This is a genomic window from Caulobacter sp. LARHSG274 (genome assembly GCF_052871235.1).
The window spans coordinates 26,216-50,295 of record NZ_JBIXJO010000026.1; the positions used below are offsets into that span (position 1 = coordinate 26,216).

Genomic DNA, 24,080 nt, shown 5'->3' on the forward strand with positions numbered 1-24,080 from the left:
CCAGTCAGTCAGGGAGTCCGCCATGCCGGGCGTTTATCGAAGGGCGGACGATCTGCCGCTGGTGATCCCGGTGTTCCCGCTGGACGGGGCCCTGCTGCTGCCCGGCGGCCAGCTGCCGCTGAACATCTTCGAGCCGCGCTACCTCAACATGTTCGACGACGCCATGTCGGGCGAGCGGATCATCGGCATGGTCCAGACCCGCAACGGCGGCGACGTCCAGCGGCCCAACCTGGCGCCGGTCGGCTGCGCGGGCCGGGTGACCAGCTTCGCCGAGACCAGCGACGGCCGCTACCTGGTCACCCTGACCGGGGTCTGCCGGTTCCGGGTCGGCGAGGAACTGCCCGGCCGCTCGCCCTACCGCCAGGTGCGCGCCGACTTCGAGGCCTTCGAGGCCGACCTGCGCGACGAGATCGGATCCGCGCCCAGCGGCGGCGATCCGGACCCGCTGCTCGACGCCCTGCGCCGCTATCTCGACCACCGCGGCCTGGCCATCGACTGGAGCAGCGCCGAGGCCGCCCCCTCCGACGCCCTGATCAACAGCCTGGCCATGGCCTTGCCGTTCGAGCCGGTCGAGAAGCAGGCCCTGCTCGAGGCCCCGACCCTGGTCGACCGTCGCCAGACCCTGGTGGCCCTGCTGGAGATCGACGCCGCCGGCGACGACGAGGACCCGACGATGCTGCAGTAGCGCGTTGGCCCCCGTCGAAAAACCGCCTACAACCGCCCCATGACCGCCGCTCCGCCGCTTCCGCCCGCCGATCTCGACCCGCGCCTGCTGGAGGTGCTGGTCTGTCCCGTCACCCGCGCGCCGCTGTTCTATGACCGGGCCCGGGGCGAGCTGGTCAGCCATGCGGCCAAGCTGGCCTATCCGATCCGCGACGGCGTGCCGATCATGCTGCCCGAGGAGGCCCGCAGCCTGGAAGGCGGGGAATAGCCCTCAGATCGCCTGGCCGCGCAGCAGCCTGGGCAGATCGCCGATACCGCCGCCGGCCTCGTGCATGAAGAACCGCCGGGCCGGGGCGATGCGGTTGACCGCCGCCATGCCGACCCCGCGGGCCAGGCGCAGCAGCGGATTGTCATTGGAGAACAGCCGCACGAAGCCGTCGAAGGCCAGGGCGTTGGTGACATTGTCGAACCGCCGCCAGCGGGCGTAGCGCTCCAGGGTCGCCTCGGCCCCGATGTCCTCGCCGTTGCGCAGGGCCTCGGCGACGACCTCGGCCAGGGCCGCGGCGTCCTTCAGGCCCAGGTTCAGGCCCTGGCCGGCGATCGGATGCACCCCGTGGGCGGCGTCGCCGATCAGGGCCAGGCGCGGGGCGACCAGCCGCTCGGCCAGCGACAGCGACAGCGGATAGACGAACACCGGGCCGGCCATCTCGACCGTCCCTAGAAAGTCGCCGAACCGCCGCATCAGGTGGGCGTGGAAGGCCTCGGGCGAGGCCTGGCGCAGAGCCTCGGCCCGGGCCGTGCTCTCGGTCCAGACCAGGCTGGCGCGATTGTCGGTCAGCGGCAGGATGGCGAACGGGCCGCCGGGCAGGAAATATTCGTGGGCCACGCCCTGGTGCGGATGCTGCATGCGGACCGTGGCCACGACCCCGCTCTGGCCGTAGCTCCAGCCGATGTCGCCGATGCCAGCGGCCTTGCGCAGCACGCCGTTGCGGCCCTCGGCGCTGACCACCAGCGGGGCCGAGAGCCGGCGGCCGTCGGTCAGGGTCAGGACCGCGCCGGCGGCGGCGACCTCCAGGCCCCGCGCGCCGGCCGGGGCCAGCACCGGGATGGCCTTGTCGAGCACGGTTTGGGCGAGGCCGGCGCGGATGCGGCGGTTCTCGATCAGGTAGCCGAGGGGCTCGCCCTCCGACCGGTCGGCGATCTCGCCGCTGTCGAAGCGCAGGAAGAACGGCGAGGGGCCGCCGGTGCTCGGTCCGGGCGTCTTGCCGTCGGTGACCAGGATCTGCTCGATCCGCTGGGCGTGAGGGGCCAGGGCCTCGCCGGCCCCGATCGCCCGCCACTGGCGGAACGACGAATAGGCGATGGCCGAGGATCGCCCATCGAAGCTTTCGGCCAGCTGGGCGTCGAACGGCTGCGGATCGACCAGCAGCGGCCGGACCCCGGCCGAGGCCAGGGCGAGCGCCAGGGTGGTTCCGGCCATGCCGGCTCCGGCGATGATGACGTCGGCGTCGTGGTCGCGCATGGCCGGATATGGCGCTGGAGGGGCGGCGGTGTCCAGTGCCTGGAGCCGCGCTCCGTTTTCGAGTGGCGGGCGAGGCGCGCTCGACGGCCTTGCGACGCGAAGTTCGCCCCCACTAGAAAGTTGTGGCCGGTCCCGAACCGTCCCAATCTGCGCCGTCGATGGGGAATGTTCGGATGGCTGGCATGTCGTGGACCCGTGCGCTGGCGCTCATCTTCGTCGGGCTCGTCGGTTGCTCGAAACCCCAGCCATCTGATCAGGGTTCGGCCATTCGGGATATCACCCCCGAAATCGAAGCTTGGGAAAAGGCTAACGGCGCCCGGATTAGTCCGACCGCCTTGCGTCTGCGCGATGGAAGCTGCCTGGATGTCTCTCGGCTTCCGCCCCCTTGGACGGCGGTGCGCGACGATCGGCCCCTGCGGCTGATCATCGCCGCGCCGCGCGACAAGATCGAAGTTGAACCCGCCTGGACGCTTGGCGACGACAAACGACTGAAGACCAGACCGCTGCAGGTCTGGATTACCGGATGGTCCCAGCCGCCAAGCGAGGATTTCGGCTGGCGCGGCCCAACACCCCGGGTCGCGAAGGAGAATATCCGGTCCGGAATCTTCAAGCCCATCGCCCTATGGCCTGGCAACACCCTTGGCTTTTTGGCCTTTGCGGGACCGGGCGGTCAAAACCACTACACCGACGAACGCTTCTTCAGCCAATGCCGCGACTATGGTCAAGGTTACGATCGTCTAAGCTGCGCCATCGTATCCCCGGACGAACAGTACATCTGGGGGACGGATCTAGCTGCATCAAACGTTCCGGATTTGCCCGGACGCATTCAGCGGATTCTTGACGTGATAGAGACGATGCGCGGCTCGTGCTCGACCTGAGCGTTCTTGGTCCCCAGGATCTCGATGTCCGATATCACCCCCAGTTGACGTTCCAACCGCCGCATTGGGCCCGCCCAACGGCGGTCCCCCTCACCCCGAGATCGCGTGCAGCTCCGCCGCGTGGGCTCGCAGCCAAGCGCGGTGCGGTGCGGGGTCGCCGGCCAGCTGCTCGCACAGGGCCCAGAACCTTGGCCCGTGATTGGCCTCGATCAGGTGGGCGCACTCGTGGGCGACGACATAGTCGGCCACCGCGAACGGGGCCATGACCAGGCGCCAGCTGTAGCGGATGGCGGCCGGATGGCCGGGGCGGGCCGGGCGGCAGGAGCCCCAGCGGGCCTTGGGGTCGGCGATCGCCACCGAGGGCATGGGCCGGCCCAGGGCGGCGGCGTGGTGGGCGGTGCGCTCGGTCAGGCGGGCCAGGGCCTCGCGCTTGGCCAGGCGCAGGATGCGCAGGCTCCAGGCCGCATCGTCGGGGGCGATCAGGGCCTCGTTCGTCTTGCGCGGCCGGCCGGGCCCGACCTCCAGCCGGTAAGGCTGGCCCAGCAGCCGCAAGGTCCCGCCGGGGGCGATGACCTGGCGGTCCGGCAGGGCGGCCAGCTGGCCGGCGATCCACTCGGCCTTCTCATGGGCGAAGGCCACGGCCTCGGCCAGCCGGCGCGGGGTCGGGGCCAGGGCCACCACCTCGGACTTGCCGCGGTCGACCCGCAGCGAGATCCGCCGGGCGCGCCCGTCGACCTTCAGCCGCACCGCGCAGCCGCGCACCTCCACCCGGTCACCATCGGCGTAGCGCTGCGGGCGGAAAAGATTCATGTCCCTACATCGCGCCGCGCCCGATCCGGCGCAAGTCGTGGTCAGCTCTGAAAGTTCGGATCGTTCTTGCGAATGAAGTCGCGGACGCGCGGATAGATCTCTTCCCGGAAGCGACGGCCGTTGAACACGCCGTAGTGGCCGACGCTGGGCTGGACGTAGTCTTCCTTCATCGCCTCGGGCAGGGCCGAGCACAGGGTATGCGCCGCCTGGGTCTGGCCGATGCCGGAGATGTCGTCGTTCTCGCCCTCCACCGTCATCAGGGCGACGTCGGTGATGCGGTCGGGCCGCACCGGCCGGCCGCGATGGGAAAGCTCGCCCTTGGGCAGCAGGTGCTGCTGGAAGACGATGTCGATGGTCTGCAGGTAGAATTCCTCGGTCAGGTCGAGCACCGACAGGTATTCATCGTAGAATTCCAGGTGCTTGTCGGCGCTGTCCCCGTCGCCCTTGACCAGGTCGTTGAAGTAGCGGCGGTGGGCTTCCTGGTGCTTCTCGGCGTTCATGCTCATGAAGCTGGCCAGCTGCACGAAGCCGGGATAGACGCGCCGGCCCATGCCCGGATAGGGCGGCGGCACGGTGTAGATCATGTTGCTCTGGAACCAGGTGAACGGCTTTTCCTCGGCCAGCTGGTTGGTGACGGTCGGCGACAGGCGCGCGTCGATCGGCGAGCCCATGAAGGTCATGCTCGCCGGACGCGAGGGGTCGTTGTCCTCGGCCATCAGGGCCGCGGCGGCCAGGACCGGCGGGCCGGGCTGGCAGACGGCCACCACGTTGGGCCGCGGGCCCAGCACCGTCAGCATGGCCCGGATGTGGTCGATATAGTCGTGGAAGTCGAAGCGGCCCTCCAGGACCGAGACCTCGCGGGCGTTGGCCCAGTCGACGATGAACACCGCGTGGTCGGGCAGGAAGGCCTCGACCGTACCACGCAACAGCGTCGCGTAGTGACCTGAGAGGGGCGCGACGATCAGCACGGCGGGGTCGAGGCTGAACTTGCCGGCCCGGCGCATGTCGGACATGTCGCGGTCGAACTGGATCAGGCGCGCCCACGGGCTCTCCCAGACCACGGTCGGCCGCACCCGCACGTCGACCTGGCCGACCTTGACGGTGTCGATGTTCCAGGCCGGCTTGCCGTAGCGGCGGGTCATGTTCGAGAACAGGTCGGCGCCGGCGTGCAGGCGGCGACCGAGGTCCGAGGTCGAGGCCGGATTCACCGGCGAGCCCCAGAAGTCGCGGGCGGCGCGGGCCGCCAGGCGCAGGGGGGTGGACGCGTAGAAACTCGCCTCGTGCAGAGCGTACAGCATGGCTCATCCAGTATGTTGCGGCGCAACATAACATGCCGCAGCGCGGGGGAGTACCGCCTTCCGGTAGAGCGTGGCCGTCCTTGTGCGCCTAGCGACCCGCCATCGCGTCCTTGATCTGGCGGGCGATCTCCTCGGGCGGCAGATTGTAGGCGATCACCCGGTCGAAGCGGCCCTTGGGATCGACCAGATAGATGGCCGTCGAATGGTCGACGCTGTAGCCGGGCCCCTCGCCCACCTGCTTGTAATAGACTCGATAGGCCTTGGCCGCGGCCGCCACCTGCTCGGTCGTGCCGGTCAGGCCGAGAGTGGTCTTGGGCAGATAGTCGGCCGACAGGTAGCTTTTCAGCTGGGCGGGGGTGTCGCGGGCCGGGTCCACCGAAATGAACACGATCTTCAGGTCCTTGGCCTTGGGACCCAGCTGGTCGCTGGCCACGGCCAGCGCCTGCAGAGTGCCGGGGCAGACGTCCGGGCAGTAGGTGAAGCCGAAGAACACCGCGTTCCACTGGCCCTTCAGCGCCTGCTCGGTGGTCGGGCGGCCGTTCTGGTCGATCAGCTGGAAGGGTCCGCCCACCGCCGCGGGCGGCGGGGCGGCGTCGAAAACCCCCGCCCTGAAGACCAGGACGCCGGCCAGCAGCACGGCGGCCACCCCGGCCAAGATCGCGATCAGGCGATGACGCGGCATGCTCAAGAACCTTTCGCTCTCGCCAGACGGGAAAATCTGGCCCTATGGTGCGACATGGCAGACGCGTCTTTCAAGAATGCGCCGCAGACTTCGCCTCGGACGGGGCTCGATAAGCCCGACCGGGAGACGGCGCAAGACGAGGACTGGTCCTGGGCGGGACCGGGGCTTCGACGCGGCCGTCTGCGGGTCCGCACCCTGATCGCCCAGCGCTGGCTGATGGTCGGCGGCCAGGCCATCGCCATCCTCGTCGTCGGCGGGCTGCTGGGGCTGAAGGTGCCCTATGCGCTGTGCTTCAGCCTGATCGCCCTGTCGGCCTGGCTGAACGTGCTGATCGGCCTGGCGTTCGGCGGCCAGCGCATGGCCCGCGAGGGCGAGGCCACCGCCCAGATCGCCTTCGACATCCTGCAGCTGTCGGGCATGCTCTACCTGACCGGAGGGATCACCAACCCGTTCTCCCTGCTGCTGATCGCGCCGGTGACCCTGGCGGCGGCCACCCTGCCGGCCCGCTTCGCCGCCGCGATCGGGGCCCTGGCGGTAGCGGCCTGCGTGGCCCTGGCCTTCGTGCACCTGCCGCTGCCGTACCGCCCCTCCGAGGGCGCCGGCGGCACGCCCGGCGGGCTGATCCTGATGACCATCGTGCTGTCGCGGGTGCTGGGCATAGCCCTGACCGGCGCCTATGCCTGGCAGGCGGCGACGGAATCGGCGCGCATGGAACTGGCCCTCAACGTCACCGAGACGGTGCTGGCCCGCGAGCAGCGGCTTTCGGCCCTGGGGGCCCTGGCCGCCGCCGCCGCCCACGAGCTGGGCACGCCCCTGGCGACGATCTCGGTGGTCGCCCGCGAAATGGTCCGCAACGCCCCCGACGAGCAGACCCGCGAGGACGCCGAGCTGATGATCGGCCAGGCCGCCCGCTGCCGCGAGATCCTCCAGCGCCTGACCGAAATGCCCGAGGCCAAGGACGCCGTCCACGAGCGCATGAGCCTGGTGCAGCTGGTCCACGAGGTGATCGAGCCGCACATGATCCACGGCATCCGCGTCGAGGCGGTGGTCAACGGACCGCCCGGCGAGGCCGCGCCCGACATCTGGCGCCGGGCCGAGATCATCCACGCCCTGACCTCGATCGTCGAGAACGCCGTCGACTTCGCCCGCGCCGAGGTGATCGTCATCGCCCGCTTCGACGCCCGGGCGGTGGTCATCGAGGTCCGCGACGACGGGCCCGGCTTCTCGCCCGAGGTGCTGGCCAAGCTGGGCGAGCCCTATGTCACCTCGCGTCCGGGGGCGGAGGGATCGCGCACCGGCCACATCGGCATGGGCCTGGGCTTCTTCATCGCCAAGACGCTGCTGGAACGAACCGGGGCGACGGTGGATTTCAAGAACGGACGGCGCGGCGGCGCGGTGGTGGCCGCCCGCTGGTCAAGATCGGCGCTCGAAGCGCCGGGTTTCGTCGGGGTGTGACATGAAACACTTGCGGCATTGCGGAATCGGGCGACAAGATGGCGGCTCGACACCCGGTTGAGTATTGGCGCAGGGAGGCGCTGAGTTCATGGCGGATATCGGTGAACTGGTTTCGGCATTGCCCGACAAGAGCCTGCTCCTGCTCGACGACGACGCGCCCCTGAGGACGCGCCTGGGACGCGCATTGGAACAGCGAGGATTTTCCGTGACGCTGTGCGCCTCGGTCGCCGAGGCGATGAGTTCTCTGCGAAGTCATGCCCCGGCCCACGCGGTGCTCGACATGCGCCTGGAGGACGGCACCGGGCTGAAGGTGGTCGAGGCGGTGCGCGACGCCCGCGCCGACGCCAAGATCATCATGCTGACCGGCTACGGCAATATCGCCACCGCCGTGCAAGCGGTGAAGGCCGGGGTGGTCGACTACCTCTCCAAGCCGGCCGACGCCGACGACGTGGCCCGGGCCCTGCTGGCCGCCAAGGACGCCGCCCCGACGCCGCCGGAAAACCCGATGAGCGCCGACCGCGTCCGCTGGGAGCACATCCAGCGGGTCTACGAGATGTGCGGCCACAATGTTTCCGAGACGGCCCGCCGGTTGAACATGCACCGCCGTACGCTGCAGCGGATCCTGGCCAAGCGGGCGCCGCGCTAACGAAGCGGCAGGGACACGCGCCCGCGCGTGTCCCTTGGCCCTGGTCACATCGCCGAAATGCCGCCGTCCAGCTTCAGCTCGGCGCCGGTCATGAACTTGCTCTCGTCGCTGGCCAGGTAGAGCACGGCGTTGGCGATGTCGGCCGGCTCGCCGATATGGCCCAGCGGGATCTGGCGGCCCAGCTTGGCGTGGGCGGCCTCCTTGCCGAACCGTTCGCTGAACGGGTCGAGGATCGGCGTGTCGATGAAGGTCGGGTGGATCGAGTTGGAGCGGATGTCCAGCCCCTGCTTGGCGCAGTAGAGGGCGATGTTCTTGCTCAGCAGCCAGACCGCCGCCTTGGAGGCGTTGTAGGCCGGCGAATTGCCGTTGGCGATCAGGCCGGCGATCGAGCTGAAATTGATGATCGAGCCCGGCTGGTTGGCCCGCATGTGGCCCAGAGCGTGCTTGGCGCCCAGGAACACCGAGTCGACATTGACCGACATCACCTTCTTCCACAGGGCGAAGTCGAGGGTCTCCAGCGGCCCGTCGCCGCCGATTCCGGCGTTGTTGACCAGCACCGACAGCCCGCCCATCGCGGCCGAGGCCTGCTCCAGCACCGCGATCCACTGGTCCTCCTGGGTGACGTCCAGCGCGAAGGCGAAGGCGGTTCCGGCCCCGTGGGCGGCGTTGATCTCGGCCGCCACCGCCTGTGCCCCGGCCAGGTTGATGTCGGCCAGGCAGACCCTGGCGCCTTCCTCGGCCAGCCGCCGCCCGGCGGCCGCGCCCAGCCCCTGGGCCCCGCCGGTGACGAAGGCCTTCTTGCCGGCGACCCGGCCCGTGCTCTGCGCCATTTCGGCGTCCTCCCGATTATCATTCAAACGATAGTTTGAACTGGATGCAAGGGGAGCGAAAGGGGGAAACGGCTGGCGCGGGACGCCCCCTCCGTCACGCTGCGTATTCGCAGCGCGCCACCTCCCCCGCGACGCGGGTGAGGAGAAAGCGGGCGGACGGAGGAGGCGTCAGGCCGCGATCGAATCCATGAACCGCGCCATGGTCAGGTCCAGTTCGCTGACGCCGTCGGCGTCGTGGGTGGTCAGCACCACCTCGACCCGGTTGTAGACATTGAACCATTCGGGATGGTGGTCGAGCTGGTCGGCCTTCAGGGCTACGCGGGTCATGAAGCCGAAGGCGGCGTTGAAGTCGGCGAACTTGAAGGTCCTGGCGATGGCGTCCTTGTCGGGGACGGCGGTCCAGCCGGGCAGCTGGGACAGGGCGGCGGCGGCGCCGATCTTGGCGGGGCGGGACATGGCGGCTCCTGCGACGAGACTTCTCGTCCTCCTCAGAACCCAAACCGACCGCCGTCGCAAGATCCTAGATCCGCTAAGGGGCTAGCTCTCGGCCGGCAGCGTGGCGAGCCAATCGACGATCTGGGCTTGGAGCGAGATGCGGGCGTCCGACCAGCTGTGGTCGGTGGGCGTATAGGCCGACCGCGTCTTCGAGCCGGGCACGGACTCCATCGCCGAGATCAGGGGCAGCGAATATTTCTTCGCGAAGTCCTCGCTGTAGAGCACCAGCAGCCGCCGGCCGGCCAGGCGCGGGGCTAGGGTCAGGAACGACCAGGCGTCGGCGTGGGCGGCCAGTTCGTCGGCCATGGTGTCGCCGGTCACGCCGACGAGGGTTTCGCGGACCTCGTTCATGCGGGTCACCACCGCGGCGCGGTTGGCGCGCGCTTGCAGGCCCACCGCGCCGAAGTCGCCGGCCGAGATGATCGCCGCGCCCAGGACCCCGGGGTCATCAGCCAGGGTCTGGGCGGCCACCCAGCCGCCCATGCTGTGTCCGACCAGGGCGATGCGGCCAGTGTCGACGCCCAGCGTCTTGGCGTTGGCGGGATCGCGGACGAAAGCGAGTACGGCCTTGGCGTCCTCCAACGTATGGGCGAAAGCGAAGGACCCGCCGCTGCCCCATGAGCCCCGGTAGTTGACCGTCACGGCGTTCCACCCGGCGCGACGAACCGCCTGGGCCAGATCGAGGTTCTTCTCCGTGCCGGGAAGTCCGTGAAAAAAGACGACGGTGGGATGCGGTCCCGGCCCGGACGCCACGTAGACCACGCCGTTGATGATCACGCCGCCAGTCGGCACGTGGATGACTTCCATGCGGGCCGGATAGGCCGCGTCGCGTGGCGGATCGGCGATCACGGCCGCCGGTATCGACTGGGCCTTGCTCGCCGCGGTCCAGATCAGGCTTGCGGCCAGGGCGGCGACGACAAAGCTCAAGCGCATGCGGCGATCCTCTCATGCAGGGACGGCGAAAAATCAGTAAGCCGCCGCCGGCCGAGGCGCCAGAGCACGGTCATGCCCCAAGCGATTAGTTCCGCTCGGCGCCGCTTTAGCGTGCAGTTCGAGGGCCGGAACGATCTGGGTGTTCCTGCCGTCTTCCCGGCGATCCGCATGGTGACGCTCCCGTCAGAGGTGAAACTGGGCGAAAGCCGGCGCGCGCTCTGGTTTGTTGATCTTCCGGAGTTTCCGCCATGATCCGCCCCCTTTCTTCGCTCGTTCTCGCAGTCAGCTTGGTGGCCGGCCTCGGCGTGGGCGGCGTCGCGCGGGCGCAGGATCGTCCGGGGCTGTTCCTGGACCCCGAGCTCCTGCCGCCGGACACCCGGCCGGGCGAATGCGTCACCCGCCGGATCACCGGCCCGGGCGGCGCCTATCGCTGGGACCGGGTGGAGTGCGCCGAACCGAGCGGCTGGAGCGACTTCGATCGCTGGGGCTATGGCCGCCGGCGCCTCGACGTCGAGGAAGGGCCGCCGCCGCGCAGCGATCGCTACAGCTGGCGCTACGACCCGCGGGACGATGACGATTGGGGCGACGATTGGGGCTATGAGCCCTATCCGACCTACCGCGTCGCCGGCCGCGACGCCGACGGCTTCCTGATCTGGCCGGGCAAGCGGCCCTAGCTCCCAAAGCCCGGCGCCACGAGCCGTATTCGGAACATAGGACCCCCGCCCGCGCGTTGTAGACGGACGCCTGGAGGTTTCCGTCCTGTCTTTCCCGTCCCAGACCGCCGACCCGCCCGCCGCCGGACCGCCCTGGCCCCGGCGCCTGGGCGCGCGCCTGGGCGCGCGCCTGGGCGGCCTGCCGCCGGGCGCCCGCTGGGGGATGATCGTCGCCACGGTCCTGTTCGCGGCGATCATCCTCTTCCTGCTGGTCTTCGACTGGAACTGGCTGCGCGGTCCGGTGAGCCGCCTGGCCTCGGCGCGGCTGAACCGCCAGGTGGTGATCGCCGGCGACCTGCGGGTCCACCCCTGGTCGCTGTCGCCCAAGGCCGAGGCGCTGGACGTGCGCATCGCCCAGCCCGCCTGGGCCCCGAAGACCGGACCCCAGGCCGGGACCATGGCCCGCATCGACCGCATCGCCGTGCAGATCCGCCTGCCGGCCCTGCTCCGGGGCGACGTGGTCCTGCCGCTGCTGGCGGTCGACCGGCCCGACCTGAAGCTGCTGCGCGACGCCTCCGGTCGCGCCAATTGGACGTTCGGCGATCCCAACGCGCCGCAAAAGCCGCTGAAGCTGCCGGCCATCCAGCACTTCGTGATCAATGACGGCAAGCTGCGCTATGAGGACAAGCAGCGCGATATCTTCTTCCTGGGCCAGGTCAGCTCCAACGAGCACGCCACCGGCCAGGGGCGCGGCCGGTTCGCGCTGGAGGGCGAGGGCCGGCTGAACGGCGCGCCGTTCACCGCCCTGGTCACCGGCGGGCCGCTGCTCAACATCTCGCCGCGCCGACCCTATCCGTTCGACGCCAGGGTCGAGGCCGGCTCGACCCGCATCCTGGCCAAGGGCGAGGTGACCAAGCCCTTCAACCTCGGCCGCTTCGAGACCCAGCTGGCGGTGTCGGGAACCGACCTCAACCGGCTCTACGCCCTGACCGGCCTGACCCTGCCCAACACCCCGCCCTACCGGGTCAACGGCCGCCTGACCCGCAACGGCGAGCGCTTCGACTTCAACAAGCTGACCGGCCGGGTCGGCGACAGCGACGTCTCGGGCGACCTGTTCGTGCTGATGGGACGCAAGCGGCCCTATCTGGAGGCCGACCTGAAGTCGCGGCGGCTGGACTTCGACGACCTGGGCAGCCTAGTCGGGGCGGCGCCCGCCACCGGCCGTGGCGAGACCGCCTCGGCCGGCCAGAAGGTCGAGGCCGTGCAGCGCGACGTGACCAAGCGCCTGCTGCCCGACGCCACCCTGCAGGTCGACCGCGTCAAGGCCATGGACGCCAAGGTCAGGTACCAGGCCCTGGCCGTCAACGCGCCGAACCTGCCGCTGCGCAAGGTGCGGGTGACCGCGACCCTGGACAGCGGGGTCCTGTCCCTGGATCCCCTGGCCTTCACCTTCTCGCGCGGCGACCTAGCCGGAAAGGTGCGGCTGGACGCCAATCCCAAGGTCCCGCGCACCGACCTCGACATGCGGCTGAGCAACGCCAAGCTGGAGGACTTCATTCCGATCCGCAGCGGCGGCCAGCCGGCCATCGAGGGCGGGGTGATGGCCCGGGCCAGGCTGACCGGCTACGGCGACTCGGTGCATCGGGCCGCGTCCAGCGCCAACGGCCAGGTGACCGTGGTCGCGCCGCGCGGCCAGATGCGCCAGGCCTTCGCCGAACTGCTGGGCGTCAACGCCTCCAAGGGCCTGATCCTGCTGCTGAGCAAGAACAACCGCCAGACCAGCGTGCGCTGCGCGGTGGCCGATTTCGACGTTCGCGACGGGGTGATGCGCAGCGACCGCATCGTCGCCGACACCGGGGTGGTGCTGGCCCGCGGCAAGGGGACGGTCGACCTGCGGAACGAGCGGCTGGACCTGCGCATCGAGGGCGACAGCAAGAAGCCGCGCCTGGTGCGGCTGTTCATCCCGATCACCATCCGCGGGCCGCTGATGGCCCCCAAGGTCGGGCTCGACGCCGGCGCGGCCGTGGCCCAGGGCGGGGTGGCCGCGGCGCTGAGCACGCTGCTGTCGCCCCTGGCCGCCATCCTGCCCTTCGTCACCGGCGGCGAGGCCAAGGACGCCGACTGCGCCAGCCTGGTCGCCGAGGCCCGCGGCGAGGGCGCGCCGGTCAAGGTGTCCCAGACCACGCCGGCCAAGGTCAAGAAGTAGGGCTGAGCGGTCGCTACTCGCCCCTCGGCGCGCAGCGCAGGATCAACTTGTCGATCCGCGAGCCGTCCATGTCGACGACCTCCGCATCGAAGGCGCCCAGCGCCACGACCTCGCCTTCGCGCGGGATCCGCCCCAGGCGGTCGAGGATCAACCCCGCCACGGTGTGATAGCCGCCCTCGGCCTCGAAGCTCTCGCCCAGGGCGTCGTTGAGCTCCTGGATGTCGAGGCGGGCGTCGACCAGCCAGGAGCCGTCCTCCCGGCGCAGGATGCGGCTGTCGCTCTCGTCATGGCCTTCGGGGAAGTCGCCGGCGATCATCTCCAGCAGGTCCAGCGGGGTGATCGCCCCCTGGATCGAGCCGAACTCGTCGACCACCAGGGCCATGTGCAGCGGCGTCTGCTTGAACACCGCCATGGCCCGCAGCAGCGACATGGTCTCGGGAATGGCGATCGGCTGCTGCACGTGGCTGCGGATGTCGATGACATCGCCGCCCAGGCAGGCGTCGAGCAGGTCCTTCTTGAGGATCACCCCGATCTCGCCGTCGAGATCGTCCTCGCTGGCCACGACGATGCGCGAATAGGGGCAGGCGCGGATCTCGGCCAGGATCGCCTCCTGGCTGTCGGCCAGCGAGATCCAGAACAGGTCGCGGCGCGGGGTCATGGCCACGCGCACCGGGCGGTCGCCCAGGCGCAGCACCTCCTGGATCATCGAGCGCTCCTCAGGCTCGATCAGGCCGGCGTCGGCCCCCTCGGCCAGCACGGTCTCGACCTCCTCGGCGGTGATGTCGTTGGTCCGCTCGTCGCGCACCCCCATCAGCTTGAGGATGCCGGCGGTCGAGGCGGTCAGCAGGGTGACGAACGGGCGCAGCACCGTGGCCACCAGGGCCAGGAACGGCGACATCCGGCGGGCGATGACGTCGGGGAACAACAGGGCCAGGCGCTTGGGCACCAGCTCGCCGAGGATCACCGAGACGTAGGTCAGGCCGATGACGACGATGGTGGTGGCGATCGCCTCGGAATGGGGACCGACCACCGGCTTGTCCTTCAACCAGGCGTCCAGCGCCCCGGCGATCGTCGCCTGGCCGTAGGCGCCGGCCAGGATGCCGATCAGGGTGATGCCGACCTGCACGGCCGACAGGAAGCGGGTCGGGTGCTCGGCCATGGCCAGGGCCAGTTTGGCCCCCTTGTCGCCGCGATCGGCGAAGGTCTGCAGCCGGGCGCGGCGGGCCGAGACCACCGCCAGTTCCGACATGGAAAACACCCCGTTCAAAAGAACGAGGAGCAGGACGACGGCGAGGGCGAGGAGGATCATGGTCCTTCGAGGGTCCGCGCGGCGCCGGAGCGGCCGCGGTCAAACGGAGCAGGCCCCACGGGCCGTCCGAGCGGCCACTATACAAAAGAAAACGCCGCGGCCCACTGGGGACCGCGGCGCTGTCTTGCTTACGGCCGAAACGCCTCCGAAGAGACGCTCCGAGCCGCACCGGTCATCCGTCTTCGCGACGGATGAGGCTTACTGGGCCGGACGCGGCATCACCGTCTTGTTGGCGGCGACCTGCTTCTGGGCGTCGTGCTGGCCGGGGGGCAGCGGGATCAGGCCGCGGCCTTGCAGATAGCCGCCACGACCGGTGGCCGCATCCGAGGTGAACTCCTGGATGAACTCGGCCAGGCCCGGCGTCACGCCGATATTGGCCTTCTTGACGTAGATGTAGAGCGAACGCGACAGCGGGTAGGAGCCGTCGGCGATGGTCTGCGGCGAGGGACGCACGCCGTTGACCGAGGCGCCCTTGATCTTGTCCATATTCTCTTCGAGGTAGGACCAGCCGAAGACGCCCAGCGAGCCGGGGGTCTTGGTCAGGGTGCCGACGATGGCGTTGTCGTTCTCGCCGGCGTCGATCCAGCCGTCGTTGCGCAGCGGGTCGACCAGGGCCTTGAACTTCTTCTCGTTGTCCGAGCGCAGGGCGTCGGCGGTCGGGAACTTGCGGGCCCCGGCCTCGATGGCCAGCTCGACGAAGGCGTCGCGGGTGCCCGAGGTGGGCGGCGGGCCGTAGACCTGGATGCGGTTGCCCGGCAGGCCCGAACCGACTTCATCCCAGTTGTGGTAGGGGTTGGCGACGAACTGGCCGCCCTTCAGGACCTGCTTGGCCAGGCCCATGTACAGGTGCTCGGTCTTGAAGTTGTAGTCGGCGCCGTCCTTGTCGGTGGCCACGACGATGCCGTCGAAGCCGATCTTGATGGCGACGATGTCCTTGATGCCCTTGGCGGCGCAGGCGTCGAATTCCGACTTCTTCATCGGACGCGAGGCGTCGGCGATGTCGGGGAAGCCTTCGCCGGTGCCCGAGCAGAACAGCTTGATGCCGCCGCCGGTGCCGAGGCTTTCAACCTTCGGGGCCTTCTTGCCGGTCTTCTTGGCGAAGTTCTCGGCGGTGCGGGTGGCGAACGGGAATACGGTCGACGAACCGGCGGCCCAGACATAGTCGCGGGCGGCGAAGGCGGGCGCAGCGGCCAGGCCCGACAGGGCGACGGCGGCGGCCGCGCAGGAAAGCAGCTTTTTCATTGAGGACTCCTGGAGTCTCGAGAGCTTTGAAGAGGAAACGGGCCGGCCGGGCCCTTACAGCGACGCGGGGGCCGGCCCGTGGGTCTTAGAAGTCCAGTTGCGCGCGCAGCTGGAATTGCTTGATGTCCATGCCGCGGCCGACGACGACCGGATCGACCGAGCCGTCGGTGTAGTTGGCCATGAAGCGCACATAGGAGGTCGGATAATAGTTCACGCCCAGGGTCCAGGCGGTGTACTTGCCGGCGTCCTGCGACAGGGTCTTGGCCGCCGCGGTCGAGGCCGTCTTGTAGGCGTCAGTCAGGTCGGCGTAGTCGTAGCGCAGCGCCAGTTCGACGCCGCCGAAGCCGCCGGCGGTGATCGGGTTGAGGATCTTGGGACGCTTCACCTCACCCGCCACCGGATCGTAGTTGCGGGTTTCGCCGGTCGGCCAGAAGCTGACGAAGGCGTAGCCGACCTTGATGTCCGGATCGGAGCCCGGCGCGGTCGTGGCCAGGCGGGTGACCTTGATGTCGGAATATTCGCCCTGGACCGAGAAGCTGTTGTGGAACCAGGCGCCTTCAGCGGCGAAGGTCTTGTCGGAGTCGGAGATGGCGCCGGTCTTGTAGTACAGGCCGTTGGTCCCGTAGTTGGTGTCCGGGCGGCCCTGGTAGTTGAAGGCGCCGTCGTTGCCGTGGTTGCGATAGCGGGCCGAGACGGCGAGGTGGACCTTGTCGGTGTCGGTCAGCAGCGGGGCGTAGTGGAAGCGGCCCGTGAAGCCCAGACGCTCCTTGGAGTTCTGGTTCGTGGTCGCCGAGCTCGAGGTGTTGTTGACGTCGGTGCTGTTGATGCTGTCGCCCTGGACGGCGCCGGTGACGCTCCAGTTCGGACCGTTGACCTTGCCGACGACGCTGAGCAGATAGCTGTCGACGCCCATGTCGCCGTACGGACCGCGGTCCATGAAGGTGGTGAAGCGGGTCGAGGTCAGGTTCTCAAGGCCGGTGGCCTTGACGTTGCCGAACAGGATCGAGGTGGTCTCGGTCGGCTTGATCTCCATGACCACGTCGTCCCAGCCCCAGGCCCCGCCGTTCACGGCGCCGCCTTCGGCCTTGTAGGCGATGTAGTTGTTCAGCTTGCCTTCGATGCCGATGAAGGCCTGGCGACCGCGGATGTTGCTGGTCTTGTAGTCGGTGTTGGGGGCGTCGCGATCGACGTCCTGGAACACCGCATCGAGCAGGATCCGGCCGCGGACCTTGAAATAGACGTCGTCATTGGTCCATTGCGGCGCGCCCTTCCAGGCGACCGTGGTGTCTTGCGCGTGAGCCGCGACGCCGAGGCCGCAGGCGAGCATGACGCCCAGCGCCGCGCCGCCGACCAGCGAGGTCTTGTTCCGCATGTGAGAATTCCCCTTAGGCTTTGCCCCCTGCCCGTTCGTCCGGATCAGGTAGGAGCGCTTTACGGGGGTCGCGTGACGGTTCCGCCACCCTTTGATGACAGACCGATGACAAGTCTTTTCAAGATCTTAAATGTGGCCCCAAGGCCACAGAACACGTCCTAGAGCAGACGTGTGCGGATGATCTGAGATAGTAGATCGATCATCGACACGGCTACGATGATGACCAGGACGATGCAGCCGGTCTGGTCGAACTGGAAGGCGTTGATCGAGTCATAGAGGACCTGGCCGATGCCGCCGGCCCCGATGATGCCCAGCACGGTCGCGGCCCGGGCGCTGGATTCGAAGCGGTAGAGGGCGTAGCTGGTCCACAGCGGCGCGACCTGCGGGATCACCCCCCAGACCACCTCCTGCAGCTTGACCGCGCCGGTGGCCCGCACGCCCTCGACCGGACCCTTGTCGATCGACTCCACCGCCTCGGCGAACAGCTTGGCCAGCACGCCGCCGGTGTTGAACATGATCGACATCACCCCGGCGAACGGTCCCAGGCCGACGGCGGTGATGAAGATCAACGCCACCACCAGGTCGGGGATCGAGCGAATGACGTCGAGCAGCCGGCGGACCGGCTGCTGGATCCACCAAGGGCTGATGTTGCGCGCCCCCAGCAGGCCCAACGGCACCGCCAGCACGATGGCCAGGGCCGTGCCCCACAGCGCCATCTGGATGGTCTGCCACATCTTGCCGATGAACGTCGGCCAGTCCATCGACAGGAACAGCTTCAGGTCGCCGAACGGGGCGAAGAACAGCTTGGCGAAGGCGGTCGTGCGCGAGGTGTCGCGAAACAGCTGCGGGAACTTGTCGATCTCGGCCGGATAGAAGCTGATCACCAGCAGCACGACCACGCCGCCCCACAGCAGCACGTCGAAGGCCAGGGCCGAGGTCGAGCGCCTGGGCGGCGGGGGGATGATCTCGCCGGTCATCGCCGCGCTCAGTTGGCGGACGGAACGAGGCCGGCCTTGGCCTCGGCGGCCACCCGTTGGGCCCGGATGCCGTCCAGCGCCGTCTGGGCGGCCGCGATCTTGGCCTGATCGCCGGTCTCGCGCGCCAGGCCGAGGGTCTCCAGAGCCTCCATCTCGCGCACCACCAGCAGATGGCTGTCGTCGGCGGGCTTGAAGCCGCCGATGCTGAGCCTGGCCAGGTCGGCCCGCTGGCGCACCGCCTCGGGCGAGTCGCCCTGGGCGTAGGTCAGGAAGAACTGGCGCAGCTTTTCCTTGGTCACCGGGTCGAGGTCCTTGCGCCAGATGATCGGATCCTCAGGCAGGGTCGGCGATTCCCAGATCACCTTGATCCTCTTGGCCTCGCCATGGCCGTTGATGGCGTTCAGGCGCAGGGAGGTGGTGTTGTTGGTGGCCGCGTCCAGCTTGCCGTTGGCCACCGCGAACAGGTTGGCCTGGTGGTTGCCGCTCAGCACGGTCTTGAAGCAGGTCTCGGGCTTCTTGCCGGCCGGGATGAACACATAGGTCATCGGCGCCAGGGTGCCCGAGGTCGACTTCTTGTCGCCGATCCCGAAGTTCAGCGTCCTGTCGCACTTGAGCAGATCCTGCAGCGTCAACTTGCTGTCGGCCGGGACGATGATCACCGACTTGTAGCCGTCGTGGCCGGTCGGATCGAAGGTGCGGGCGAAGACCTCGCCGCCCGAGCGGCGCACCGCCTCCAGGCCCGACTGGTTGGAGAACCAGCCCAGGTCGGTCTGCTTGGCGCCCATGGCCACGATCAGGGCCGAATAGTTCGACGAGAAGAACGGCTTCACCTTCAGGCCGGTGGACTTCTCCATGTCGGCCAGGATCGGCTTCCAGTAGCCCTCCATGTTCTGGGCCGACTCGGTCGAGAGGATCGAGAAGGTCACCGTGTCCCTGGCCGCGCCCGGGGCAGCCGGCTTCTCGCCGCAGGCGGCGAGGACCAGGGCCGCCAGGCCCAGGCCGGCGATGAGGGTGCGGCGGATCATTGCGGGGCTCCTTCCCAGAACACGTCTTCGAATTCCGGGCCGTAGATGTCGATGAGTTGGTCGCGGTCCAGGCCGCTGGTCGGGCCGTCATAGACCTTGCGCCCGGCCTTCAGCGCCACCACCCGGTCGCAATAGCGCAGCGCGTAGTCCACCTGGTGCAGGGTGACGACGACGGTCAGGCCGTCGGAGGTGTTCAGGTCACGGAGAATCTCCATGACCTTGCGGGCCGAGACCGGATCGAGCGAGGCGACCGGCTCGTCGGCGAGGACGATCTTGGCCTTCTGGACCAGGGCCCGGGCGATGGCCCCGCGCTGCTGCTGGCCGCCCGACAGGGTGTTGGCGCGCTGGGCCGCATAGTCGGCGACCCCGACCCGGTGCAGGGCGGCCATGGTCGCGGCCCGGGTCTCGGCCGGCCAGGCGCCCAGCAGGCCGCGCCACTGGCTGATCCGGCCCAGCGAGCCCAGGGCGACATTGGTGAACAGGCTCAGCCGGCCGACCAGGTTGAACTGCTGGGCGATGAAGCCGATGCGGATGCGCGCCTGGCGCACCTGGTCGCTGACCCGCCCGCGGGCCTGCACCGGTCCGCCAAAGGCGGTGATCACCCCCTCGTCGGCCTTGCCGGTCTCATCGATGGTCTGCAGGCCGTCGATCGACCGCAACAGAGTGGATTTGCCCGAGCCCGAAGGACCGATGAGCGCGATCATCTCGCCGCGACCCACGTCGAGCGAAACGGCGTCCAGCGCCCTGCGCGACCCGAAGGTCTTGGAGGCGGCGCGGATCGAGAGAACGGGGTCCGACTTCATGGCCGGGACGAATCCTTAACGTGCTTTGCCGCCGTGTAAACGCGTTCGTCGGTTTGGCGCGGGGACGCAAAGCAATTGTGACAGCGCTTGAGGCGTCGGCGGTTTGTCGCGCACCGGATTAGGCTCTTTACATCCCCGTCCATTGCCCCTATTTCGCTCGCTCCGGCGGACCCGAAGTCCTCATAAGCGCTGCTAACGCCGGCCTGGGTTTAACGTCTTGCAGGGGGTTACGTGAATTGCACACGTACCATGAACCCCTGGACCTGGTCCGTGAGCGGTCACCGGAACGTCCTGTCGCACTCGTGCGGCCAGACGCGGTTTCCGTAGCGGCGCGCTGGTTCCAGGCTGAATTCAAGGGCGATGTCTTTTACGCGGTGAAGGCCAATCCTTCGCCGTGGGTGATCCGCGAGTTGGCCCAGGCCGGCGTGCGGTCGTTCGACGTCGCCTCTCTCAACGAAATCGAGCTGGTCGGCGAGCACGCCCCCGGTTCGCGCATGGCCTTCATGCACCCGGTGAAGAGCCGCGTGGCGATCTCGGCCGCCTATTTCGATCACGGCGTGCGGACCTTCTCGTTCGACACCCATGAAGAGCTGGCCAAGATTCTCGACGCCACCGGCCAGGCCAAGGACCTCAACCTGATCGTCCGCATGGGCGTGCAGGCCGAGGGCGCGGCCTATTCGCTGTCGGGCAAGTTCGGGGTCGAGTCGCACAACGCCCCGGCCCTGCTGCTGGCCGCCCGCCGCGCCACCCAGGACCTGATGGGCGTCAGCTTCCATGTCGGCAGCCAGTGCATGCGGCCCACGGCCTACCAGGCCGCCATGGCCCAGGCCTCGCGGGCCCTGGTGCGGGCCGGCGTGCTGGCCGACGTCGTCGACGTCGGCGGCGGCTTCCCGTCGATCTATCCGGGCATGGCCCCGCCGGAGCTGTCGGAATATCTGGCCGCCATCGACCGCGGCTTCGCCGACATGATGGTCCACGAGACCACCGAGCTGTGGTGCGAACCCGGCCGGGCCCTGGTGGCCGAGGCCTCGTCCCTGCTGGTCAAGGTCGAGCTGAAGAAGGGCGACGCGCTCTATCTGAACGACGGGTCGTACGGCTCGCTGTTCGACGCGGCGCACATGAAGTGGCCGTTCCCGGTCAAGCTGCTGCGCAAGAACGGCCCCGATGGCGACAAGCCGGTGGAAGAAGGCCTCAAGCCCTTCCGCTTCTACGGCCCGACCTGCGACAGCGTCGACCACATGCCCGGCCCCTTCTATCTGCCGGAAAGCGTCGACGAGGGCGACTATATCGAGATCGGCATGCTGGGCGCCTATGGCGTGGCGATGTCGACCCGCTTCAACGGCTTTGGCGAGACCGACACCATCGAGGTGCAGGACGCGCCGATGGCCTCGATGTACGGCCTGGCCAAGCGCTCGATCCCGACCCCGCGGCCCGAAGCCGAGGAGCGCAAGATCGTCCGCTTCTCGCGTCCCAAGGGCGCGGCGGGGAAGAAGCGCCGTCGTCGTTAAACAGACGTCGTTCGCCACTAGATCGTTTCTGAGTTAAACCGCGCGCCGCGCCCGACGTTACAGACGTCGGGCGCGAGCCGGATTCCCCATTCCCCCGCCGGTCGCTCCGTCCCGGCGAAGGGTCACCTCTCAACGACGGGCGTCCAAAGTCAGGGAAACCGAAGCGATGAACGCTCCCGTTCCGAACAACCAAAAAGCCGAACTGCTGCAGAACATCGTCGAGCACATCGACATCAAGAGCTTCGACGCGCGGCCGATCATCGACGCCATGCGCAAGATGAGCTTCTCCAGCCGCGACACCGCCCGCGCCGCCGACATCCTCAACATGGCGCTGGAAGACAAGTCCTGCTCGCCGTGGCTGATCCTGGCCGGCTCCACCTCGGCCGGCGGCTGCATGCACGTCTACCGCGACATGGTGAAGAACGGCATGATCGACGCCGTGGTCGCCACCGGCGCCTCGATCGTCGACATGGATTTCTTCGAAGCCCTGGGCTTCAAGCACTATCAGGCCGCCGGCCCGGTCGACGACAACGTGCTGCGCGACAACTATATCGACCGCATCTACGACACCTATATCGACGAGGAAGAGCTCCAGAACTGCGACCACACGATCCTGGAGATCTGTAACGCCCTCGAGCCGCGCGCCTATTCCTCGCGCGAGTTCATCTGGGAGATGGGCAAATGGCTCAGCGAGGGCAACGCCAAGAAGCAAGGCTCGCTGATCCAGACCGCCTATGAGGAGGGCGTGCCGATCTTCTGCCCGGCCTTCGTCGACAGCTCGGCGGGCTTTGGCCTGGTCAAGCACCAGAAGGAGCGGATCGCCGCCAAGCAGCCCTATCTGATGATCGACGCGGTGGCGGACTTCCGTGAACTGACCGACATCAAGATCGCGGCCGGCACCACCGGCCTGTTCATGGTCGGCGGCGGCGTGCCCAAGAACTTCGCCCAGGACACCGTCGTCTGCGCCGAGATCCTCGGCGTCGAAGCCGACATGCACAAGTACGCCGTGCAGATCACCGTGGCGGACGTGCGCGACGGCGCCTGCTCGTCCTCGACGCTGAAGGAAGCCGCCAGCTGGGGCAAGGTCAACACCACCTACGAGCAGATGGTGTTCGCCGAAGCCACCACGGTGGTGCCGCTGATCGCCTCGGACGCCTATCACCGCGAACACTGGAAGGGCCGCGAGAAGCCGCGCTGGAACAAGCTGTTCGGCAAGTAGGCTTGCGGCGAACACCATGAAAATGCAGGGTCCCCGAAAGCGATTTCGGGGACCTTTTTCATGCGCGCCAAGCTCGCCCTCGCCGCCTGCGCGGCCTTGCTGATCTGCGGAACGAGCCTGGCCCGGGACGAGGCGCCCAAGGGCTATCTGCCGCCCGGCGCGCTCGACACCGCCAAGATCCTCTCCCCGGCCCCGCGTCCCGGCGAGCCGCGCGACGAGGCCGACCGCAAGACCTTCCTGGCCAGCCGGGCGCTGAAGGACACGCCGCGCTGGGCCCTGGCCCAGAACGACGTCGACGAGAAGAAGATCCTGGCCGACTTCGCCTGCGCCCTGGGCTTCACGCCGACGCCGGAGACCACGCCGCGGCTGACCGCCCTGCTGCAGAAGGTCCGCCATGACGTCCGCGACGCGGTCAACGCCCCCAAGGACCTCTACCAGCGCAAGCGGCCCTATCTGGTCGACGACGGCCCCATCTGCGTCGACAAGAGCGTCAGCCTGGCGATGAGCCCCGACTATCCGTCCGGCCACACCACCTGGGGCTGGACCGTGGGCCTGATCCTGGCCGAGGTCGATCCCCAGGACGCCACCGCCATCCTGGTCCGGGCCCGCGCCTATGGCGAAAGCCGGGTGGTCTGCGGCGTCCACAACGCCAGCGCCGTCGAGGCCGGCCGCACTAACGCCTCGGCGGTGGTGGCGGCCCTGCACGGCTCCAAGACCTTCCGCGACGACCTGGACGCCGTCCGCGCCGAGATCGCCGCCGCGCGCGCCGGCCAGGCCGCCGGTCCGCGGGCCCAGTGCGACGCCGAGGCCGCCCTGGTCGCCCGGACGCCCTACTGACCCGAAGCTTGCGCCGGGCCGCCCGCCCCTCTACCTCTTGAGCATGGCTCATTCCGCCGCCTGCGACCACGATCATGACCACCACGGCGTGGCCGGCGACCTTCTGGCCGCCGAGCTGGCGGCGGCCGAGGCCCGCTGCGCCTCGGCCGAGCAGCGCCTGACCCCGCCGCGCCGCCGAGTGCTGGAGCTGCTGCTCAAGGCCGGCCAGCCGGTCAAGGCCTATGACCTGATCGCCAGCTTCGCGGTCGAGGGCCCGCCGGCCAAGCCGCCGACCATCTACCGGGCGCTGGACTTCCTCGAAAAGCAGGGCTTCGCCCACCGCATCGAGAGCCTCAACGCCTATGTCGCCTGCCGCAAGGAGGCCGACGGCCACGCCGCCGCCTTCCTAATCTGCGACTGCTGCGGCGCCACCCGCGAGATCGAGCCCAAGGCCAGCGCCGAGATCATCGCCGCCGGGGCTTCGGCCGGCTATGCGCTGACCGCGGTGACCATCGAAGCGCACGGCCTCTGCGCCGATTGCCGGGGGTGAGGCGACGCTTCGTCCCCATCCGCCGCCTTCTCAAATTGATCCGTCATTCCCGCCCTTGTGGCACGGCTGTCCGGTTGGGGCTGTGGAGCGGTCGGGATGTTGCTGATTTGACTCGGGTCTTGAGATTTTCGGCGTGAGAGGACGCTGACGGGCGTGCCGCCATTGTTTGAGTAGACGGGTTGCATGGC

General features: G+C 68.8%; 25 protein-coding genes and 1 pseudogene. 13 read left to right on the plus strand and 13 right to left on the minus strand.

What is annotated here, in order from left to right:
* Nucleotides 1-22 precede the first annotated feature (22 nt).
* Both ACIPQB_RS24330 and ACIPQB_RS24335 read left to right on the plus strand, forming a co-directional pair.
* Nucleotides 23-685 carry an LON peptidase substrate-binding domain-containing protein gene (locus tag ACIPQB_RS24330; protein WP_446487829.1) on the plus strand — a complete coding sequence of 221 codons (663 nt, stop codon included), beginning with the start codon at nucleotides 23-25 and terminating at the stop codon, nucleotides 683-685.
* A 39-nt stretch (nucleotides 686-724) separates the two neighbouring features.
* The gene (locus tag ACIPQB_RS24335; protein ID WP_446487830.1) at nucleotides 725-931 is read left to right on the plus strand and encodes a Trm112 family protein; all 207 of its coding nucleotides are present in this window, start codon (nucleotides 725-727) and stop codon (nucleotides 929-931) included.
* A 3-nt stretch (nucleotides 932-934) separates the two neighbouring features.
* Here the strand turns inward: ACIPQB_RS24335 and ACIPQB_RS24340 are convergent, their stop codons facing one another.
* Nucleotides 935-2,185, minus strand: coding sequence for a UbiH/UbiF/VisC/COQ6 family ubiquinone biosynthesis hydroxylase (locus tag ACIPQB_RS24340; protein WP_446487831.1), 1,251 nt, complete (start codon nucleotides 2,183-2,185; stop codon nucleotides 935-937).
* A gap of 182 nt (nucleotides 2,186-2,367) precedes the next feature.
* Here ACIPQB_RS24340 and ACIPQB_RS24345 point away from each other — a divergent pair, with 182 nt between their 5' ends.
* On the plus strand, nucleotides 2,368-3,063 hold the full coding sequence (locus ACIPQB_RS24345; RefSeq protein WP_446487832.1) for a hypothetical protein: 696 nt from the start codon (nucleotides 2,368-2,370) through the stop codon (nucleotides 3,061-3,063).
* A 90-nt stretch (nucleotides 3,064-3,153) separates the two neighbouring features.
* Here ACIPQB_RS24345 and ACIPQB_RS24350 read toward each other — a convergent pair whose 3' ends face one another.
* From ACIPQB_RS24350 to ACIPQB_RS24360, 3 genes are all read right to left on the minus strand, one after another.
* Entirely contained in the window at nucleotides 3,154-3,873 is a 720-nt protein-coding gene (locus ACIPQB_RS24350) for a YgjP family zinc-dependent metalloprotease (protein WP_446487833.1), read from the minus strand.
* Between the two features lie 41 nt (nucleotides 3,874-3,914).
* Entirely contained in the window at nucleotides 3,915-5,171 is a 1,257-nt protein-coding gene (locus ACIPQB_RS24355; RefSeq protein WP_446487834.1) for a polyhydroxyalkanoate depolymerase, read from the minus strand.
* An 88-nt stretch (nucleotides 5,172-5,259) separates the two neighbouring features.
* Nucleotides 5,260-5,853, minus strand: coding sequence for an SCO family protein (locus ACIPQB_RS24360; protein WP_446487835.1), 594 nt, complete (start codon nucleotides 5,851-5,853; stop codon nucleotides 5,260-5,262).
* Between the two features lie 54 nt (nucleotides 5,854-5,907).
* Here ACIPQB_RS24360 and ACIPQB_RS24365 point away from each other — a divergent pair, with 54 nt between their 5' ends.
* A complete protein-coding gene (locus ACIPQB_RS24365; RefSeq protein ID WP_446487836.1) occupies nucleotides 5,908-7,308 on the plus strand; it encodes an ActS/PrrB/RegB family redox-sensitive histidine kinase in 1,401 nt (466 codons plus the stop codon).
* A gap of 88 nt (nucleotides 7,309-7,396) precedes the next feature.
* The gene (locus ACIPQB_RS24370) at nucleotides 7,397-7,954 is read left to right on the plus strand and encodes an ActR/PrrA/RegA family redox response regulator transcription factor (protein ID WP_446487837.1); all 558 of its coding nucleotides are present in this window, start codon (nucleotides 7,397-7,399) and stop codon (nucleotides 7,952-7,954) included.
* Nucleotides 7,955-7,998: 44 nt separating this feature from the next.
* On the opposite strand, the gene ACIPQB_RS24375 is transcribed toward ACIPQB_RS24370, so the two are convergent.
* Nucleotides 7,999-8,784 carry an SDR family oxidoreductase gene (locus ACIPQB_RS24375; RefSeq protein WP_446487838.1) on the minus strand — a complete coding sequence of 262 codons (786 nt, stop codon included), beginning with the start codon at nucleotides 8,782-8,784 and terminating at the stop codon, nucleotides 7,999-8,001.
* Between the two features lie 79 nt (nucleotides 8,785-8,863).
* Here ACIPQB_RS24375 and ACIPQB_RS24380 point away from each other — a divergent pair.
* Nucleotides 8,864-8,944, plus strand: a pseudogene (locus ACIPQB_RS24380) (hypothetical protein); the annotation flags it as partial.
* Between the two features lie 8 nt (nucleotides 8,945-8,952).
* Here ACIPQB_RS24380 and ACIPQB_RS24385 read toward each other — a convergent pair.
* A complete protein-coding gene (locus ACIPQB_RS24385; protein WP_446487839.1) occupies nucleotides 8,953-9,240 on the minus strand; it encodes a 4a-hydroxytetrahydrobiopterin dehydratase in 288 nt (95 codons plus the stop codon).
* An 81-nt stretch (nucleotides 9,241-9,321) separates the two neighbouring features.
* Entirely contained in the window at nucleotides 9,322-10,212 is an 891-nt protein-coding gene (locus tag ACIPQB_RS24390; protein ID WP_446487840.1) for an alpha/beta hydrolase family protein, read from the minus strand.
* Nucleotides 10,213-10,284: 72 nt separating this feature from the next.
* Here ACIPQB_RS24390 and ACIPQB_RS24395 point away from each other — a divergent pair, with 72 nt between their 5' ends.
* The 3 genes from ACIPQB_RS24395 to ACIPQB_RS24405 all read left to right on the plus strand — a co-directional run bounded on the left by ACIPQB_RS24395 (nucleotide 10,285) and on the right by ACIPQB_RS24405 (nucleotide 13,071).
* Nucleotides 10,285-10,464, plus strand: a complete 180-nt coding sequence (locus tag ACIPQB_RS24395; RefSeq protein WP_446487841.1) for a hypothetical protein — start codon at nucleotides 10,285-10,287, stop codon at nucleotides 10,462-10,464.
* Nucleotides 10,461-10,886 carry a hypothetical protein gene (locus tag ACIPQB_RS24400; protein ID WP_446487842.1) on the plus strand — a complete coding sequence of 142 codons (426 nt, stop codon included), beginning with the start codon at nucleotides 10,461-10,463 and terminating at the stop codon, nucleotides 10,884-10,886. Before ACIPQB_RS24395 ends, ACIPQB_RS24400 begins: the two co-directional genes overlap by 4 nt.
* 202 nt (nucleotides 10,887-11,088) lie before the next feature.
* On the plus strand, nucleotides 11,089-13,071 hold the full coding sequence (locus ACIPQB_RS24405; RefSeq protein ID WP_446487843.1) for an AsmA family protein: 1,983 nt from the start codon (nucleotides 11,089-11,091) through the stop codon (nucleotides 13,069-13,071).
* 13 nt (nucleotides 13,072-13,084) lie between these two features.
* On the opposite strand, the gene ACIPQB_RS24410 is transcribed toward ACIPQB_RS24405, so the two are convergent.
* From ACIPQB_RS24410 to phnC, 6 genes are all read right to left on the minus strand, one after another.
* Nucleotides 13,085-14,380, minus strand: a complete 1,296-nt coding sequence (locus ACIPQB_RS24410) for a hemolysin family protein (protein ID WP_446487844.1) — start codon at nucleotides 14,378-14,380, stop codon at nucleotides 13,085-13,087.
* A gap of 198 nt (nucleotides 14,381-14,578) precedes the next feature.
* Nucleotides 14,579-15,622, minus strand: coding sequence for a substrate-binding domain-containing protein (locus ACIPQB_RS24415; protein WP_446487845.1), 1,044 nt, complete (start codon nucleotides 15,620-15,622; stop codon nucleotides 14,579-14,581).
* Between the two features lie 85 nt (nucleotides 15,623-15,707).
* On the minus strand, nucleotides 15,708-16,994 hold the full coding sequence (locus tag ACIPQB_RS24420) for an OprO/OprP family phosphate-selective porin (protein ID WP_446487846.1): 1,287 nt from the start codon (nucleotides 16,992-16,994) through the stop codon (nucleotides 15,708-15,710).
* 158 nt (nucleotides 16,995-17,152) lie between these two features.
* Nucleotides 17,153-17,971, minus strand: coding sequence for a phosphonate ABC transporter, permease protein PhnE (phnE, locus tag ACIPQB_RS24425; protein ID WP_446487847.1), 819 nt, complete (start codon nucleotides 17,969-17,971; stop codon nucleotides 17,153-17,155).
* Nucleotides 17,972-17,979: 8 nt separating this feature from the next.
* Nucleotides 17,980-18,996 carry a phosphate/phosphite/phosphonate ABC transporter substrate-binding protein gene (gene phnD, locus ACIPQB_RS24430; protein ID WP_446487848.1) on the minus strand — a complete coding sequence of 339 codons (1,017 nt, stop codon included), beginning with the start codon at nucleotides 18,994-18,996 and terminating at the stop codon, nucleotides 17,980-17,982.
* Nucleotides 18,993-19,799: a phosphonate ABC transporter ATP-binding protein gene (phnC, locus tag ACIPQB_RS24435; protein ID WP_446487849.1), complete on the minus strand. Its 807-nt coding sequence runs from the start codon at nucleotides 19,797-19,799 to the stop codon at nucleotides 18,993-18,995. Before phnC ends, phnD begins: the two co-directional genes overlap by 4 nt.
* Before the next feature lie 236 nt (nucleotides 19,800-20,035).
* Here phnC and ACIPQB_RS24440 point away from each other — a divergent pair, with 236 nt between their 5' ends.
* The 4 genes from ACIPQB_RS24440 to ACIPQB_RS24455 all read left to right on the plus strand — a co-directional run bounded on the left by ACIPQB_RS24440 (nucleotide 20,036) and on the right by ACIPQB_RS24455 (nucleotide 23,892).
* Nucleotides 20,036-21,307: a type III PLP-dependent enzyme gene (locus tag ACIPQB_RS24440; protein WP_446487850.1), complete on the plus strand. Its 1,272-nt coding sequence runs from the start codon at nucleotides 20,036-20,038 to the stop codon at nucleotides 21,305-21,307.
* Between the two features lie 166 nt (nucleotides 21,308-21,473).
* Entirely contained in the window at nucleotides 21,474-22,526 is a 1,053-nt protein-coding gene (locus ACIPQB_RS24445; RefSeq protein ID WP_446487851.1) for a 1,9-bis(guanidino)-5-aza-nonane synthase, read from the plus strand.
* 60 nt (nucleotides 22,527-22,586) lie between these two features.
* A complete protein-coding gene (locus ACIPQB_RS24450; RefSeq protein ID WP_446487852.1) occupies nucleotides 22,587-23,363 on the plus strand; it encodes an acid phosphatase in 777 nt (258 codons plus the stop codon).
* A 43-nt stretch (nucleotides 23,364-23,406) separates the two neighbouring features.
* On the plus strand, nucleotides 23,407-23,892 hold the full coding sequence (locus ACIPQB_RS24455; RefSeq protein ID WP_446487853.1) for a transcriptional repressor: 486 nt from the start codon (nucleotides 23,407-23,409) through the stop codon (nucleotides 23,890-23,892).
* Nucleotides 23,893-24,080 lie beyond the last annotated feature (188 nt).